Below are 16,878 nucleotides of genomic sequence, written 5' to 3' on the forward strand. Positions count from 1 at the left end.
CTCAGCGGGTTTTCGCCCCAAGAGACGGTGCGAACTGCATAATACCGCCAATGCAATAGAGGTAGATGCCCGTGATGACGACCCCGGCAACAAGCCAGTCCGGCGACTGAAAATGCAGCAAAAGCGAGTATCCACTCAGCACGCACCAGAGCAGGAAAACCGCCATGTTCAGCCACCGGAGCCGCTTCACTCTGACTGGATGCAGGAAGTTGATTGGCAGGAAAGTCAGGATCACCGACACCGTCACGATGATCATGGCGGTGGTGGCGCTGGCATCGATGACGAAGAGCGTGAACACCACCATATTCCAGACGACCGGGAAGCCCGAGAAGAAGTACTCGTCGGTTTTCATGCCCATATCGGCATAATAGATCGCGCTGGAGACCACGATCATGCCAGCAGCGACGAAGGACCATGGCTCCCCGATCATGCCACTCTGATAGAGAGCGAACGCAGGAAGCAACACATAGGTGACGTAGTCGATGATGTTATCCAGCGTGTCACCGGACCAGTTGGGCAAGACTTCCTTGACCTGCACCTTGCGGGCGATCGGCCCGTCGATGCCATCGACGAGAAGCGCGAGGCCGAGCCACCAGAACATGTCGACGAAACGATGTTCAGCGGCGGCGACGACACCAAGGAAGGCAAGAAAGGAACCGGAGGCTGTTAGGATGTGAACGGAGAACGCCCGGATTTCGGCATAGGGTACGCGTCTGTAGTTGAAGATCTTCATGACAGCGTAACGGCCCCGCTCTTATTCATTCTCTCTATCCGATATGCGACCATTCACCGCTCTTTGCAACCATGCGGGAATGCTTATCCTCGAACTTAATCAGCATCCGGCTACGCCGATATGGCAATCTCTGACCAGATGGCTTCTGGATTCAACCGCGCAAAGCCACTATGTGTTGAGCCTCGACTGCAGGAATGGAACAGGACGATGAAGAACTTCGAAGTTGCCGTTGTCGGCGCTGGACTTGCAGGACAAATCGCAGCTCTTGCCATTGCACGCGCTGGCCGAAACGTCGCGCTCATTGCGCCTCAAACCGACAGGACCGACCGCCGCACGACGGCTCTGATGGATCAGTCCATCCGCTTTCTCGACAGGCTTGGGGTTTGGTCCAAAATCGAACCATACGCTGCGCGGCTCTCTACGATGCAGATCATCGATGGCACGGACCGTTTACTGCGCGCGCCGACGGTCGCCTTCCGCTCGTCGGAGATCGGACTTGCCGCCTTCGGCTGGAACATGCCGAATAGCGCACTGCTCGGCGTTCTTTCGCAAGCTGTTGCGCAGGAGAACAACATCACCCTTATCGATGCGAGTGTCGATACGGTGGAAGTCGGATCTCATGACGTCTCACTCATGCTGAAAAACGGAGAGACGGTTTCAAGCAGCTTCGTCATAGGCGCGGATGGCAGACATTCCAAGGTTCGCGAGGCGGCAGGGATCGGAGTTCGAAGCTGGTCCTATCCGCAGACTGCCGTCGTTCTCAATTTCTCGCACACCCGCCCGCACGGCAATATCTCAACAGAGTTTCATACCCCAACCGGACCCTTCACCCAGGTTCCGCTACCCGGCGATCGCTCCAGCCTTGTCTGGGTCGTCAAACCAGAGCAGGCAGCCGAACTTGCAGCCTTGCCGCTGGAAGCGTTAAGCAAGCGCGTTGAAGAGCGCATGCAGTCCATGCTCGGCACGGTTTCCGTCGAAGAGGGCGTGCAGACATGGCCGCTTTCCAGCATGACGGCCCGCGCCTTCGGCAAGGGACGCGTCGCGCTCATTGGCGAGGCTGGGCACGGATTTCCGCCGATTGGCGCGCAGGGGCTCAATCTCAGCCTTCGCGACATCATCGTCTTGACCGACATGCTCGGCACATTGACCGGTGGCGCGATCCCGGCAGATGCTGGCGCGACATTCGATCGCCGACGTCGCGCCGACGTGTTCAGCCGCACGCTGAGTGTCGATCTTCTCAACCGGTCACTTCTGTCCGGCATGCTGCCGATGCAGATGGCCCGTGCGGCGGGACTGCATGTTCTCGGTAATGTCGGGCCGCTTCGAGGGCTCGTGATGCGCGAGGGCATCGAGCCGGGCCGCGGTATCAAGGCCCTGCCCTCGCTGATTATGGGAAGCCTCAGACGCTCGTTGCGCGAATGACATAAAGCACGAGCGAGACCGTGAAGACGGAGAGCACGGTGGAGATCAGAATGGTCGCCGATGCGCGTTCTTGCCACACCTGATAATGCTGACCGATGACGAAGACATTCGTGGCCGTCGGCAGTGCTGCCAGAAGAACCGCCGTCGACACCCAGATGGGGTCGAAGCTGCCGAAGGATGACATCAGAACGTAAGCCAGCAGCGGATGCAGGATCAGCTTGGCCGGCACGATATAGCTGATCTCTATCGGTACCCGCTTGAGCGGCCGGAGCGCCAACGTCACGCCCATGGCAAAGAGTGCGCAGGGTGCTGCCGATTGTGCCAGATAATCCACCAGTTGCTGCACCGGCTGAGGTGGCCGCCAGGAAAACACGGCAGCGACGAAACCGACAATTACCGAGATGATGAAAGGGTGCGTCAGCACCTTGCGGGCGACATCGCCTGCGAGTTTCAAGCGGGATCGCTTGTCGTCGCCGGCAATGGCCATCAGGGCCGGCGCGGCGATGAAATGCGCGGCGTTTTCGAGACAGACAATGAGCGCGACAGGAACAGCCGCGCGCTCTCCAAGTGCCAGCAAAGCAAGCCCCGGGCCCATATATCCGATATTGCCATAGGCGCCTGCGAAGCTCTGTATGGTGCAATCGGCAAAGCTATTGCGCCGTACATAGTAGCCGATGAGGAAGAGGCAGAGAAAGATCGCGTAGGTGGCGGCAAGGCTCAGCACGACAAAATCCATCCTCGCCAATTGATCGACGGGTGTTCGAGCAACAAGCTTGAAGAAGAGTGCCGGAAGTGCGGCATAGATTATGAAGGTGTTCAGCCAACCCAGTGCTTCGGCGGGCTGGCGCGTGACCCGCGCCGCCACATAGCCGATCAGGATCAGCCCGAAAAACGGAAACAGCAATCCGGCGATTTCAGCCATGGCCCCCTCGCCGTGCAGCTCGTCTTCTTTGAGGGTCTAGCCGATTTTCATCAGGATTGGAAAGCTCTCCTGAAACCAGATCGCCACATTGGTGATGAAGCCGGACATGAAAGCGATACCAGTCAGGATCAGCAGGACGCCCATGACTTTTTCAACAAGCCCCAGATGGCGGCGGAAGCGAGCAAGAAAGCGCATGAAACTGCCGGAAAAGGCAGCCGCTATCCAGAAGGGGATGGCAAGACCCGCGGAATAGACGGCAAGCAGCATCGCGCCCTCGCCGACCGTGTTACGCGAGGCCGCAATGCCGAGGATCGCGCCAAGTACGGGACCGATGCAGGGCGTCCAGCCAAAGGCAAAAGCCAATCCCATGACATAGGCGCCGGAAAGCGTGGCGGGCTTGCCGCCGCTTTGGAAACGCGCCTCGCGCGAGAAGACGCCAATCCGGAAAACGCCGAGGAAGTTCAATCCCATCAGGATAATGATGAGACCGCCGATCTTGGCGAGAATGTCGAGATTTTGGCGCAGCACCATTCCAATGGTGGACGCACCGGCACCGAGCGCCACGAAGACCGTGGCAAAACCCAAGGTGAAGAACAGCGCCGCCAGAAGCACCGCCTTGCGAACCTGCGGCTTTGCCTCGAAGCGCTCATCCCTGAACTGCTCCACCGAGATGCCCGCCATGTAGCAAAGATACGGCGGCACGAGCGGCAGCACGCATGGAGACAGGAACGACAACGCACCGGCGAAAAGCGCTGTGAGGAGGGAAATATCGGCGATGGACAATGCGGCACTCCGGACGGTTCACGATGCCTTGTAGCCCCACCAAACCCTTGCCACCAATCACCTTTTTGCGGTTGCGGCAAAAAAACGCGGAAAGATGATATAATCCTGTTTTTTTGGGTTGACCGCAAACGTGCCTCTACCTATGTTCCGCCCACTTCCGAGGGGCGCTTCGCCCCCATTTGGGAGAGCGTAGCTCAGCCGGTAGAGCAACTGACTTTTAATCAGTAGGTCCAGGGTTCGAATCCCTGCGCTCTCACCAACAATCCTCCATAAAAATCAGCTACTTCAGAGACGATGACTCTCTTCTTTGGGCTTTTTCGGTATCGAGGAGTCATAAAGGAAGTCGTCCGTAGGTGAGGCTTAATGTCGCCCTTTTTGACCAACCGGCCATTTATCAGGACACAGCGGAGCTTCGCTTTCAAGCCTGTCTGAAGCCGCATATTTGGTTGGCACTGAGACCATCCAGCAGATCTGACATCTGATCCTGGTCCCACTTTTCATCACCAGAACCCTCCACAATACTCGCAAACCGTGTATCAGGTTGCGTATTTACAATCCCAAATTCTTCACCTTACATCAATGTCCCGTCCGTCCGCTGGAGACTCAATGATGAAAGCACGCCTCCTTAGTTTCGCTCTTCTTTTCTTCCCTGCCTCCGTCGCGTTGGCGGACTGTCCGGCGCCGGCAGATAGCAGCTTTGCAGCCGCCGCCAAGGCCAAGTTCGACTGTTCCAGCAGCCTGCCGCTGAAGGGGCGTGAGACGGATCGCAAGTTTCAGATCCATTATGATTTTCCCAAGACATTGCCAGACAACAGCAAGCTACCCTGGTTGGCGGTGGATCCGTTCAAGAATCCTGCGGACTATATGCAGTCGATCCTCAACTACGTCACTAAGGTCAATGCGCGGCCGGATGTGGATTGGCGGATTGAGGACAATAAGGAAGAGCAGTGGTGTGATGCGCCTTGGTTCTTCATGTTGCGCGAGCCCCTGCGCGGGATGACGACCGAGCGGTGGTCTCGGCCGAAGGAACTTCACGCGCTACAAATGGACTGGGAGCGCAATTTTGCGGTCGGCATCTATAATGATGTGGCGTGCTATGGCTTCGGTCAGATCTGGGGCGATCCCGCCTTCCCTAAGACCCGGGATTTTACATTTGCGGAAGGGGCGGTGTCGGCGAAAATGCTGTTCACCACTGCCACACCCTCCAGCGTTCCTTATCTTGCGGGCTCGAAAGAGTGGGATGTTGCCGGGCAGAAGGATGGCGGGGTAATGACCATGCGCCTTCTCCAGCTGGACCTTTCGGTCAAGGACAAGCGCTCGCCGAACGGCTGGTTCTTCGGGACCTTCATGTACAATGCCATGCAGCCAGGCAATACGCCTTATGAGCGATTGGTGCCTGTCGGACTGATCTGGGGCAGCGACCCGGAGCTCAATGCCAAGGCTTATCTGGAGCAGGCAGCGACGCCAAAGGAAAGCTGGGTCAATCCGGACGTCGCCTCAATGTTCTACGCCCTTCCCCGCCAGAACCTTGGACTCTTCGGTCGCGCAAATGGCCCTGTCGATAATCCCACCTCGGCATGCATCACCTGCCACCAGCGTGCCAATGACTGGGGCACGGCCGTGCTGCCGGATACGCCTGAAGCGACCCAAGCGGCAGCACTTTTGCCTGATGTGCCAGCCAACCCTTACGACGACGCGGCCATTGCCGCCTACTTCCGCAACATTGGAACGAATTCGCCGGTCGCGAACACGCAGTCGCTCGACTACGTGCTGCAGGTCTCAAAGGGAATCGCGGCATTTCGCAACTGGGTGAAGACCGATTTCCCCGATCACGCTGCCTCGACGACCGATGTCACGCCCTACCCGTTCAAGCCGGCTGAAGCGCGCCTGCTGGCACCAGCCGATGCCAACACTGCACGGCCGGACGAAAATGAGCAGGATCCAACGGGAAGGCTTTTCCTTCGCTAATATGACCTGATATGCATAGGTGTGATTTGCCTTCGGAGGGCGCGCCTATGCTGTCGTTAAACGTCTTTGGTCGATTCCGGATCGCTGATCCGGATGGGAATGACCGGGGTCCGCGATCGGCCAAGGCTCGCGGCCTCCTCGTTCTTCTGGCGACGGCGCCGCATTACTCCCGAAGCCGTGTATCGCTGCAGGACAAGTTGTGGAGCGATCGCGACGCCAAAAAGGGTTCAGACAGCCTGCGTCAAACGCTTGTCGAAATTCGAAAGGCGTTCGGGCCCTATCAAGACATCTTGCAGGCCGACCGTGAAAAGGTCGCGCTCGACTCGTCACGGTTCAAAGTCAGTTACCGCCTTGTCGAGTCACCGGGCGATTGGAGCGACGAGCAGGACGCCTTCGCCGATATCGACGTCCCTGATCCGGAGTTCGAGGAATGGATTCGCGATACGCGGTCGTCACTCGCTGAAAAGGCCCGCGTCAGCGCTTTTGAGGCGCCGCGTCAATCAGCACCGCCGAAGCCAGCCATCTTCTTTCAGTTTCACTCCGACAATCAGTCGGCGAGCGAGTTGATCAACGCCCGCATGATGACGCTGACGACGGCGTCGCTTCATGACTTGGACGACTTTCAAATCTTTCCCCATATCCCGCATGCATCGCCGGCTGTTGCGCGTCAGCCTGTCAGCGGTCTTGCCGTCTCCATCCGGACCGCGACGATGGGGCGGCATAGCCATATCACCTTCACGATCAGCCATGCGGAGACCGGTAGGCTCTATGCTTCCCGTACTGAAAAGCTCGTCAGTTCCTCGGAAGAGGCGTTGCACCATTGGTGCGGAACGTTGGTTCAGGCCATTCTCATCACCTTGCGTGAACGGAAAGATGACCTCGCCATCTCGAACTGCGCAGCGCTTCTGGCAAGCAACGCTCGCAACCTCATCTTCCGCTTCGACCGCCAAAGCCTGTCTGAGGCAGACAGGCATCTGAGCTATGCCTATGAGCGCGACCCTCGTCCGCAATATGTCGCGTGGCGGGCTTTTCTGCGCAACATGGCGCAATTCCAGCATCGCAGCACGGCATTCCTGGGCGACGAAATCACCTCCACGGAACTCGTACAAGAGGCATTGCGCCAGGACGGCAATAGCCCGGGCATCCTCAGTATCGGCGCCCACCTGGAATATCTGGGTGGAGGATCCAGCCGCGGATCTCTGAAGCTCGCTGAGCGGGCCGCTGAGCTTGATCCGCTCAACCCGATCAACATGGCGATCCTGTCCAATGCCGAACTCGTTCTCGACAAGTTGAAGGCAAGCCGCAGGTCTGCAACAAAGGCGCTGGAATTGACCGGAGGTGGGGAACATCGCGCATTCGTCGAGTTCTTTTGCTGCATGTCAGCCGCTGCTGTCAGTGACTATGATGCAGCCATCGGCCATGCGGAGGCCGCGCTCATTCTGCGACCTGCCTTCCGCGCGCCTCTGCGCTACCTGATTGCCCTCTACATCCAAAAGGGGATGACGGCGCATGCGGCACGAGCGATCGAACAGTTGCGGTTGCTTGAGCCAGACTTTACGCCAGCTCGTTTTCTCGACGACGATTATCCTGTCACCACGATGCGGCGCATCCGATTGATCGACACTATTCCCGTGTAAGCCCAGATATCCCTGACACCCTTGGTTGATTCACGCTGCAATCACGATGATGCGCTAATTTTAGCGCGTTAAGACATATGAGGGCAGACTATGAGTGACACCAATATCGTGATGGACCATTTGCGCGCAGCCTTGCTTGCCACGCCGAAGGAGAGCACGTTTCTCACCTATCTCATTCAGATGGCGCTGATCGAGGGAGGAACCCTCTCCCAGGGTCGTGTCGCAAACCAGAGCATCGCTTTGGATGATGAGGCAGACGCCAGCCGCGGAACATACCCGATTGCGTCGGACCCAAGCTATCGCGCTCCTGCCTACGCGTCTTAAGCGGACGGCGATGCTGACATGAATCGATCTTGGCGATCAAATTTCGACAAGATTTTTTCGGTCGACATCTTCATAGCTGAGCGACAAGGCGCAGGCGTGCGCGCTTTTCTCATCCTCCGAAGCAACTTGTATGAAATAGAAAAAGCCCGGGGAGCACATGCACCCGGGTTTTTTATCAAAATGTCTGTATTACCGACACAATCTTAGCCGAGCCAAGGCGCTAAGCCTCACGTGCGCTCGATGCGGATCACCTGCGGTTCGCTGACCAAATACTTTTCGCTCTTGATCGCTTTGACCGCCTTGCGGATCGCATCTTCCATGGTCGCATGCGTGACGAGGATGATGGTCTGAGCCCCCTCCTCCGTCGGCACCTGAGAGCGCTGAACGATCGATTCGAGCGAGATATTGTTTTCCGCCATGCGGGTCGCGATGGAGGCAAACACACCGGCCTTGTCCTTGACCGTCAGACGGATGAAGTAGCCGCCTTCGTGGCTCTTCATCTTGGCACGACGATAATCCGTCAGTGACTTGGCTGGTCGACCGAGAACCGGCACCTGCTGGGCACCTGGGCGGCTCTTGGCGATATCGGCGACATCGCCCAGCACCGCAGATGCCGTCGCATTGCCGCCGGCCCCTGGACCAACCATCAGCAATTCACCGAGAATATCGGATTCCACCGCAACGGCATTGGTGACGCCATCGACCTGAGCGATGACGGAATCGAGCGGCACCATGGTCGGGTGGACGCGCTGCTCGATGCCGGACTCGGTCAGTTGCGCGACACCAAGAAGCTTGATGCGATAGCCAAGATCGGCGGCTGCCTGAATATCTTCGATCGAGATATTGGTGATGCCTTCAAGATAGATATCGTCGGCGGCAATCTTGGAGCCGAAGGCGAGCGTCGTCAGGATCGCAAGCTTATGCGCCGTGTCGTTGCCTTCGATATCGAAAGCCGGGTCCGCCTCCGCGTAGCCAAGCCGCTGCGCTTCCTTCAGGCAGACTTCGAAGGACAGGCCTTCCTTCTCCATCTTGGTCAGGATGTAGTTGCAGGTGCCGTTCATGATGCCGTAGACGCGCGATACGTGGTTACCGGTCAGGGATTCACGCAGTGCCTTGATGATGGGGATCCCACCGGCGACAGCTGCTTCGAAGTTTAGCAGAGCGCCCTTTTCTTCCGCCATCTTTGCCAGTTCTACACCATGCTTTGCCAGCAGCGCCTTGTTTGCTGTCACCACATGGAGACCGCGCGAGAGAGCCGCCCGAACGGCTTTTTCCGCAGCACCTGAGGCGCCACCGACCAGCTCGACGAAGACATCGATATCGGCCTTCTCGGCCATGTCTTCAGGCGTATCGAACCAGGTAATACCCGAGATATCAATGCCGCGGTCGCGCGAACGGTCGCGCGCGGAAACAGCAATAATCTCAATTGCGCGTCCGCAGGTAATCGCAAGTTCGTTGCTTCTCTGCTGGAGGATGCGCACGAGCGAAGAGCCGACAGTGCCGAGTCCCGCTATGCCGATTCTCAATGAATCTGCCATGGGTATATTCCTGATTTGCTTTAATGAAAGAGGTGGCCGGAACCGGCCACCTTGGCGGGTTGCCCTTATCTGTGGGCGTTGAGCGAGACGACGTTATGCAACGTATCGTCCGCAGTCGACAGGAAGCGCTTGAGATTGCGCGCGGCCTGACGAATTCTGTGCTCATTCTCGACGAGCGCGAGGCGGACATAATCGTCACCCATCTCGCCGAAGCCGACACCCGGAGCAACCGCAATGTCGGCCTTCTCGATCAAGAGCTTGGAAAATTCAAGCGAACCGAGATGACGGAATTTCTCCGGGATTTTCGCCCAGGCGAACATGGTGGCAGCCGGAGGCGGAACCTCGAAGCCGGCCTTGCCGAATGTATCGACCATGACGTCGCGACGGCGGCGATAGACATTGCGCACTTCTGCAATATCAGAGCCGTCACCGTTCAGAGCGTGCGTGGCAGCAACCTGGATCGGCGTGAAGGCGCCGTAATCGAGGTAGGACTTTACGCGGGTCAGTGCGGCGATCAAACGTTCGTTGCCGACAGCAAAGCCCATACGCCAGCCGGGCATGGAGAAGGTCTTCGACATGGAGGTGAATTCCACCGATACATCCATGGCACCCGGCACTTCCAGGACCGATGGCGGCGGGTTCTTCTCATCGAAATAGATTTCCGAATAGGCAAGGTCGGACAGCACGATCAGATCGTGTTTCTTCGCAAAAGCGATCACGTCCTTGTAGAAATCCAGAGACGCCACATGTGCCGTCGGGTTGGATGGGTAGTTGATAATCAGTGCCAAGGGCTTCGGGATCGAATGGCGCACGGCGCGCTCAAGCGGGCCGAAGAAGGTTTCATCCGGCTCGACATTCATCGAACGAATGACGCCGCCTGCCATCAGGAAGCCGAAGGCATGGATCGGATAGGTCGGGTTCGGACACAGGATCACGTCGCCTGGTGCGGTGATTGCCTGCGCCATATTGGCGAAGCCTTCCTTTGAACCAAGCGTGGCGACAACCTGTGTATCCGGGTTCAGCTTCACGCCAAAACGGCGCGCATAATAAGCGGCCTGGGCGCGGCGAAGGCCTGGGATGCCCTTGGAGGAGGAGTAACGATGCGTGCGTGGGTCCTGGACGACTTCGCAAAGCTTGTCGACGATTGCCTTGGGTGTCGGCAGATCCGGATTGCCCATGCCAAGGTCAATGATATCCGCGCCACCCGCTCGCGCGCTCGCTTTCAAACGGTTGACCTGTTCGAAGACGTATTGCGGCAGACGCTTGACCTTGTGAAACTCTTCCATCTCTTTCCTCATGGAAATGGACCGGATCGTCCGGCCCACAGTAGCGTTCGTTTTTTGGTTTGAAACATAAGCCGACACGAACAAATCGGACCTGTGCTGTTTATTGTAGCGCAAGCGCCGGAAAACACGAATTGGTTTTCCCGAAACGCCACGCGATCACCGTGCTTCGCCGAAACATTTGTCGTGACGAGTTTGGCGCAGAACGCGGCTTGCGCCAGTCGTGCTTGCATAACGCCAGATTCTGATAAAATGCAAGGCAAAGCCGCCGCGCGAACGGCGGCTCAATTCAATCAGCCACGTTCACCGCGCACAATTGCAGAGCGAATGACCGACAGTACACGATCCGGCTCGATCCTGGTGCAGACTTTCTGGCTTGGATAATTGTCCCAATTGCCCGGTGGGAAGGTGACGCCGTCGGGCTTCTGGATGGTCTGCCCGTCCGCAAGACCGCCACAAACAACACGGATTGCGCCGCTTCGTGTTTCGAACAGCTCAGGATTCGTCAGATAGACGCAGGCACAGGAATCGTGAACCACCATGCCGTCGCCGGTGCGCATGTTGTAGAAGTTGATATAGAACTGCGAGAGATCCGACAGAAGTTGCACAGCCGCGCCATTCTCCTTGACCATATCCGCCAGGAAACCGGAGGTCATCACGGTTTTCGTCGTGACGTCCAGGCCGATGACGGTGACGGGCCAAGCTGCGGTGAAGACGAGATCAGCCGCCTCCGGATCACCGTGAATATTCGCCTCTGCCGCAGGGCTGACATTGCCATTGATGTCGAAAGCGCCCCCCATGATGATAACCTCTTTCACCAGAGCAGCGAAATCGGGATCGGTCTTCAGCGCAAGCGCCAGATTGGTCATGCGACCGACCGCGATCAGCGTCACTTCACCGGGATTGGCCTTGACCGTGTCGATGATGAAATGATGGGCCGCGCGCGGATCGAGCGGCACATTGACCGTTTCAGGCACGCCGATATTGCCAAGCCCATCATCGCCGTGGATGAAGGTGGGGAAGTGGCCGTCCGGACGCGAGGGATCGAACGTCTTGCCGGCGCCCTGTGCTACGGGCGCATCAATCATCCATTGCTGTTTGAGGAACTGCGCATTGCGAGTGGTAATCTCGATCGGCGCGTTGCCGAAAACGGTCGTGACGCCGATAAGATCGATATCAGGGTGGCGGTGCAGAAAAAGCAGCGCCATTGCATCGTCAATACCCGGATCCGTGTCGAAAATTACTTTATGCATATGTGTCCTCATTCAAATGCGTCGGCATGCTTCGCGTTAGCGTTCGGCGCACAATAGCTTCCTGCGCGGCCTGCGCAATCATTTCCATTCGCTCAATAAGGCGCCGCGCATCCTATTGGACGCACGGCGCTTTATATTTTTGAATCTACGCATCATGCTTTCCGAAAATCGAGTCGGATTTTCGGGCCGATGCTGTAGCCTTGCCCGCAAAAGCGGTTGCGGGGCAAGGCATTCGGTGCCACAAGCGGCCAGCAAAACCCTCCGGATCCCTCCCCAGTGCAAGACGTCGCTCTCCAGCTTTTCATCATACTATTCTTTGTTGCCGTCTTCGCCGGCTTCGTCGATTCTATTGCTGGCGGCGGAGGGTTGATCGTATTGCCGGCCATGCTGATCATGGGCGTACCGCCGCTGGAGGCGCTCGGGACCAATAAGCTGCAGGCTCAGTTCGGCTCCGCTTCGGCAACCATTGCCTATGCGCGCAAGGGCCACGTCAATCTCAGAGAACAATTTCCGATGGCGCTGATGGCCCTGCTCGGGGGGATGGCTGGAGCATTTACCGCATCCTTTGTTCCGGCCGACGTTTTGAGGGCAATCATGCCGTTCCTGCTCGTCGCCATCGCCATCTACTTCGCCTTCAAGCCAAACCTCAGCGACATCGACAGCCAGCGCCGTATCACGCCGTTCGTTTTTGGTCTGACGGTGGTTCCATTGATTGGTTTTTACGATGGCATTTTCGGTCCGGGAGCTGGCTCCTTCTATATGCTGTCATTCGTCGCGCTTGCCGGCTTCGGCATGCTGAAGGCGACAGCGCATACGAAGCTCCTGAACCTTGGCTCGAATTTCGGTGGCTTCCTGGTGTTCACGCTCAATGGTGCGATTCTTTGGAAGCTCGGGCTGGTCATGGGATTTGGGCAGTTCCTGGGAGCCCAGATCGGGTCCAGACTGGCTATGAGGAATGGTGCAAAGATCATCCGCCCGCTCCTGGTGATATCCTGCCTTGCCATGGCGGCCAGACTTATTCTGGATACGAATGCGCCCTACTCGCTCGGTTGGATCATCGGTAAGCTTAGCGGCGCGTGATAACGACGCAGAGCGAGGGCTCATGGCCCTCTCTCAACCACATTCCAGTGTCGCCATCTCATCGATATTCCTTAACACCACAACGGCACCCATGACGTGATTTTTGGGTCCGCGCAGCGGCGTCATCCGGCATCGGGTGGCAAATCTCTGCCCGTCCCGGTACGCATGATGAATGTATCCGATCTCCTCACCTGCAAAGCAGCGATCAAGGGCCGGCTTTGCCTGGAGGTAAAAACCATCTTCACCAATGAACTCGGTGACGTGGCAACCGATCAGCGATAAGCGGGTCCGGTTCTTCAATTTTGCGTAGGCATTATTGGTATAAAGATAGCGATAATCGTTTGTGACGACGATGATCTGATCATCCAGACTATCGAGGATTGCTTCGTTAAAAAGCGGCTGCTCATAATAGGCCGGTGCTGGAGCCCTGGCTGGTCGCGCGATTGCCGGAGACAAATCTACTTCGGACGAATCTGAGTGATCACGGAAATATCGGTCGATCAGCCCTGACATCATCACGCTTCGGCGCACAACCGCCAGCCGGTCGTCGGCTTCGTCACGAACCAGCGTGCAGAGAAACTGGAATTGTCTGTAGAGCTCTTCGCGGTTAGACGCCTGGTAGGCCAGAATGTCGTTGACGATCGCCTGGAGCTCCCTGTCAAACAACTGAACCAGTTCATCCTCACTTTGGTTGATGGCGTATCGCAATTGACTGCTTTTGATCGCAAAAGCTTGAAAAAAATCCTGGAGCACAGTGTCCATCCACGCTTACTCCGAAAAACCGGAACTATCCCCCGGCCAACCTCAGGCCGTACAACTACGGTACACCAGTACCGAGTGTTTCTCCGCCGTCAATATACGATTTATAGTAGTGCCGCGATAAAAAGCGCATTGTGGACTGCAATGCGGCATTCGCGGCACATCGCGTGCTTTACGCAACCACGCGTGTACGACGATCTTCCAACTCCTTGACCACCACGATAGCGCCAACGAGTTTGTAGGATGGCGAGTAGCACGGCGACATCTCGAAAGACTTGACCACCGTATGCCCAAGGGCGTCCTCGGCATAGGTATACTTCTCAGCCTCTCCCTTGAAGCACGCATCGAGCTTCTCGCGAAATGCCTGCTGGAAGTGATGGATGCCGACAAACTCGGCAATATGCTTGCCGATGATCTCACTGCGATCCGAGTGGAGCGAGGCGGCATTGGCGGAGTTAGTATAGTTGATGCGGTAACCGGGAGACACGACGACGACGCGATCGTCCAGGTCTTCCAACCGGTCTTCATCCAGAATGATGTAGGGGCTCCACGGCGCGTCCTCACCATCCGGAGTGCTGCCGTCGCGCGGAAGGCCAGCACCGATGTAGCGATCGACAAGCTTACGCAGGACGTCGGCGTTTCGCTGGACACAGCCGATGTCCTCGGCTTCCTCGTTCAGGAGGTCGATGGCGAAACGAAACTGTTCGAGAATTTCCGACGACGAAGCGTTCTTTCTGCCGATGATGCTATCGAGCAGAGTTTCGAGCTCTTTATCAAGAGCGGCAACCTTGGGCGCTTCATTGCGAATGACTGCGCTTTTCAGTTCCGCGTAGTTCTGCCAGAACAATTCGATTTTTCTTTTCAACCCAAACACTCCCGAGACGCAGGCATTCCAGTTGCCCAATCCTCCCCGGGCGCACGCGCGACTATCTGCACGATGTGCCCGTAAAGCATGATGTAAGGAGTTGCAAGATCACCACACCAGCACATTCACCCATATCACAATCGGCTATGTTATTACAAATCCGAGAAATAGTAAGGAAGAATAAGCACGGTATTGTCTCGCGACACGCCGACTAAATCATCACATCACGTCAACCGGCCGGTATTTTGTGGTTTAGTAATACCCCACCGATCGATCAAAGTTATTAAAATTGACCGTTTAGTCTTCAACCGTCCGTCTTGACCTGATCCTTGATATGCCAACGGTCGTGGTACCACAACCACTGGCCGGGATATTCGCGCACCCAGCTCTCGACCTTGTCGTTCAAAAGCTGTGCGGTCTTTTGAATATCGACACTGCCTTTTTCATTGAGCGGTATCTCGACCTTGGGTTCGATTTCCAGACGGTAGCGATTGTCCGGCAGGCGGATGCATCTTGCCGGATAGACGTCGCAGCCAAACTGGCGCACCAGCTTGGCCAGCAGAGGATTGGTCTGGACATTATGTCCGAAGAACTTGGTGAGGAGACCCTTACGGAACTTCTGATCGACCAGCACACCGACGCCCGCACCACGTTCCAACTGCCGCGCAAGCGCGAAAGACGAGCCCGCATGCGAGGGAACGAGCTTGCCCATGCGCTCCTTGCGGAAATTGTAGATCTTCTCTGCCACGTAAGGATTGTTCGGCGGGCGGAACAGCACCGTCACATCGAGGCCGAAGGCCGATCCCGCCACAGGCAGAAGCTCGAAGTTTCCGGTATGGGCCGTAAAGACGATGAATGGACGCGGATTGTCGCGCAACTCCAGAAAGTTGTCGATGCCGACGACTTCGATACGGCCGGGCTTCGTCTGCTCCGGGTCGTAATCGAACAGGCGGTCGAGGAAAACATATTCTGCGGCGAGACGCCCCATGTTTCCCCAGCTGTCGAGCGCGATTTCCAGGCGCTCTTCTTCGGTCTTTTCCGGATAGGCGCGAGCGAGGTTGAAAAGCATCAGCTTATGACGCGGCGTCTTGGGGCCGAGTTTACGCGCAAGGCGATCGGCAAAGTGAATTGCTGGATCGGCCGGCAACAATTTCAGCATGTTCAGAAAGCCGAACGCAATGGTCGCGTTCAGCCACTGGCGAAAGTTCTCAAGCGCCAGAACAATGCGCGTAATAAAAAGCTTCACTGATCAATCCATTCGCAGAACGATCTTACCGAAGACCTGACGGGTCTCCATGCGTTCCAGAGCCTTGTCGATATCGTCGAAGGTTACTTCGGTATCGATCACCGGATGTACAAGACCGCGCGCCATTTTCTGCATGGCATCGGCCATGTTCTGCATGCGGCAGCCAAAGGAGCCGAGCAACTTGAGCTGCTGCTGGAAAAGCATCATCAGGTTGATTTCGGTCGAGACACCGGAGGTCGAGCCGCAGGTGACGAGGCGACCGCCGCGCTTCAGCGAGAACATGGAACCGGCCCAGGTATCCTTGCCGACATGCTCGAAAACGACATCGACACCCTTCTTCTTGGTAATCTTGCGCACAACGCCCTCGAAGCGGTCCACGCGGTAGTTGATGACGTGATCGGCACCCAACGCCTTGGCGCGTTCGATCTTGTCGTCCGAACCGACCGTGGTGATGACCGTGCAGCCCATCTTCTTCGCCAGCTGAATGGCGGCTGAGCCGATACCGGAACCGCCGGCATGGACAAGGATCGTTTCACCGGGCTGAAGTTTGGCGTTGTCGAACAGCATGTGTTCGACGGTACCGAAGGTCACAGGTGCAAGGGCGGCTGCCACGGCATCGACGCCGGGCGGAGCCAGCACCAGCTGGCGGGCCGGAATGTTGATCTTTTCCTGGGCGAAGCCATCCAGGTGGAAACCATGAACGCCGCCGACATTCTCACAAAGGTTGTCTCGTCCGGCGACACAGTGGTGGCAACGACCACAGATGCGCGCGCCGTAAATGGAGACGAGCTGACCGGGAAGAACGTTGGAGACACCAGGACCGATGGCTTCCACGACGCCCGAGGCTTCGGCACCAATCGTCAAAGGCATCTTGCGCTTGGCAAAGGCCATGCCGCGCCAGCCCCAAACGTCGATGTGGTTCAGCGCAACGGCTTTCACGCGCAAGGTGACCTCACCCGGCGCCGGCGCTTCTGGCTCCGGCAGATCCACTTTCTCGAGCTTACGGTCGTCGACGAGTTGAAGAGCGCGCATAATAGAAGTCCTTCGCCCGAAGGCGTTAAAGCG

At 57.2% G+C, this 16,878-nt stretch carries 15 protein-coding genes and 1 tRNA gene; 6 read left to right on the forward strand and 10 right to left on the reverse strand.

Translation table 11 applies throughout. The features are described 5' to 3' along the window. Position 1: 1 nt before the first annotated feature. The gene (gene pcsA / locus EYC79_RS23145; RefSeq protein ID WP_062598080.1) at positions 2–733 is read right to left on the reverse strand and encodes a phosphatidylcholine synthase; all 732 of its coding nucleotides are present in this window, start codon (positions 731–733) and stop codon (positions 2–4) included. A gap of 207 nt (positions 734–940) precedes the next feature. Between pcsA and EYC79_RS23150 the strand changes: the two genes are divergently transcribed. Further along, a complete protein-coding gene (locus tag EYC79_RS23150; RefSeq protein ID WP_130979641.1) occupies positions 941–2,155 on the forward strand; it encodes a UbiH/UbiF family hydroxylase in 1,215 nt (404 codons plus the stop codon). Here the strand turns inward: EYC79_RS23150 and EYC79_RS23155 are convergent. Both EYC79_RS23155 and EYC79_RS23160 read right to left on the reverse strand, forming a co-directional pair. Next, positions 2,133–3,077, reverse strand: a complete 945-nt coding sequence (locus tag EYC79_RS23155) for an AEC family transporter (protein ID WP_130979642.1) — start codon at positions 3,075–3,077, stop codon at positions 2,133–2,135. The two genes, EYC79_RS23150 and EYC79_RS23155, sit on opposite strands and share 23 nt — an antisense overlap. Positions 3,078–3,113: 36 nt before the next feature. Continuing rightward, positions 3,114–3,860 (reverse strand): cytochrome c biogenesis CcdA family protein, encoded by a 747-nt coding sequence (locus EYC79_RS23160; RefSeq protein WP_130979643.1) that lies wholly within the window; start codon positions 3,858–3,860, stop codon positions 3,114–3,116. Positions 3,861–4,043: 183 nt separating this feature from the next. Between EYC79_RS23160 and EYC79_RS23165 the strand changes: the two genes are divergently transcribed. The 4 genes from EYC79_RS23165 to EYC79_RS23180 all read left to right on the forward strand — a co-directional run bounded on the left by EYC79_RS23165 (position 4,044) and on the right by EYC79_RS23180 (position 7,789). Continuing rightward, a tRNA-Lys gene (locus EYC79_RS23165) sits at positions 4,044–4,119 on the forward strand. A gap of 347 nt (positions 4,120–4,466) precedes the next feature. Further along, the gene (locus EYC79_RS23170) at positions 4,467–5,828 is read left to right on the forward strand and encodes a hypothetical protein (RefSeq protein ID WP_245495349.1); all 1,362 of its coding nucleotides are present in this window, start codon (positions 4,467–4,469) and stop codon (positions 5,826–5,828) included. Between the two features lie 47 nt (positions 5,829–5,875). After that, positions 5,876–7,465, forward strand: a complete 1,590-nt coding sequence (locus tag EYC79_RS23175; protein ID WP_130979644.1) for a hypothetical protein — start codon at positions 5,876–5,878, stop codon at positions 7,463–7,465. A gap of 90 nt (positions 7,466–7,555) precedes the next feature. Further along, on the forward strand, positions 7,556–7,789 hold the full coding sequence (locus EYC79_RS23180) for a hypothetical protein (protein ID WP_130979645.1): 234 nt from the start codon (positions 7,556–7,558) through the stop codon (positions 7,787–7,789). A 227-nt stretch (positions 7,790–8,016) separates the two neighbouring features. On the opposite strand, the gene EYC79_RS23185 is transcribed toward EYC79_RS23180, so the two are convergent. The 3 genes from EYC79_RS23185 to EYC79_RS23195 form a co-directional block, all read right to left on the reverse strand. Then, positions 8,017–9,327 (reverse strand): homoserine dehydrogenase, encoded by a 1,311-nt coding sequence (locus EYC79_RS23185; protein WP_130979646.1) that lies wholly within the window; start codon positions 9,325–9,327, stop codon positions 8,017–8,019. A gap of 65 nt (positions 9,328–9,392) precedes the next feature. After that, positions 9,393–10,613 (reverse strand): LL-diaminopimelate aminotransferase, encoded by a 1,221-nt coding sequence (locus tag EYC79_RS23190; RefSeq protein WP_062425410.1) that lies wholly within the window; start codon positions 10,611–10,613, stop codon positions 9,393–9,395. Between the two features lie 290 nt (positions 10,614–10,903). Then, on the reverse strand, positions 10,904–11,863 hold the full coding sequence (locus EYC79_RS23195) for a nucleoside hydrolase (protein WP_130979647.1): 960 nt from the start codon (positions 11,861–11,863) through the stop codon (positions 10,904–10,906). A gap of 276 nt (positions 11,864–12,139) precedes the next feature. On the opposite strand from EYC79_RS23195, the gene EYC79_RS23200 reads away from it, so the two are divergent. Then, the gene (locus EYC79_RS23200) at positions 12,140–12,943 is read left to right on the forward strand and encodes a TSUP family transporter (protein ID WP_112358445.1); all 804 of its coding nucleotides are present in this window, start codon (positions 12,140–12,142) and stop codon (positions 12,941–12,943) included. Between the two features lie 33 nt (positions 12,944–12,976). On the opposite strand, the gene EYC79_RS23205 is transcribed toward EYC79_RS23200, so the two are convergent. From EYC79_RS23205 to EYC79_RS23220, 4 genes are all read right to left on the reverse strand, one after another. Continuing rightward, entirely contained in the window at positions 12,977–13,705 is a 729-nt protein-coding gene (locus EYC79_RS23205) for a PAS domain-containing protein (protein WP_130979648.1), read from the reverse strand. A gap of 169 nt (positions 13,706–13,874) precedes the next feature. Further along, complete coding sequence (locus EYC79_RS23210) at positions 13,875–14,567, reverse strand: PAS domain-containing protein (protein WP_062426114.1); 693 nt, start codon at positions 14,565–14,567, stop codon at positions 13,875–13,877. Positions 14,568–14,871: 304 nt separating this feature from the next. Continuing rightward, on the reverse strand, positions 14,872–15,813 hold the full coding sequence (locus EYC79_RS23215) for a lipid A biosynthesis lauroyl acyltransferase (protein ID WP_062425414.1): 942 nt from the start codon (positions 15,811–15,813) through the stop codon (positions 14,872–14,874). A gap of 3 nt (positions 15,814–15,816) precedes the next feature. Beyond that, complete coding sequence (locus EYC79_RS23220) at positions 15,817–16,845, reverse strand: zinc-binding dehydrogenase (RefSeq protein WP_062425415.1); 1,029 nt, start codon at positions 16,843–16,845, stop codon at positions 15,817–15,819. Positions 16,846–16,878: the final 33 nt, after the last annotated feature.

This window comes from Agrobacterium cavarae (assembly GCF_004310285.1).
GTDB classification, from domain to species: domain Bacteria; phylum Pseudomonadota; class Alphaproteobacteria; order Rhizobiales; family Rhizobiaceae; genus Agrobacterium; species Agrobacterium cavarae.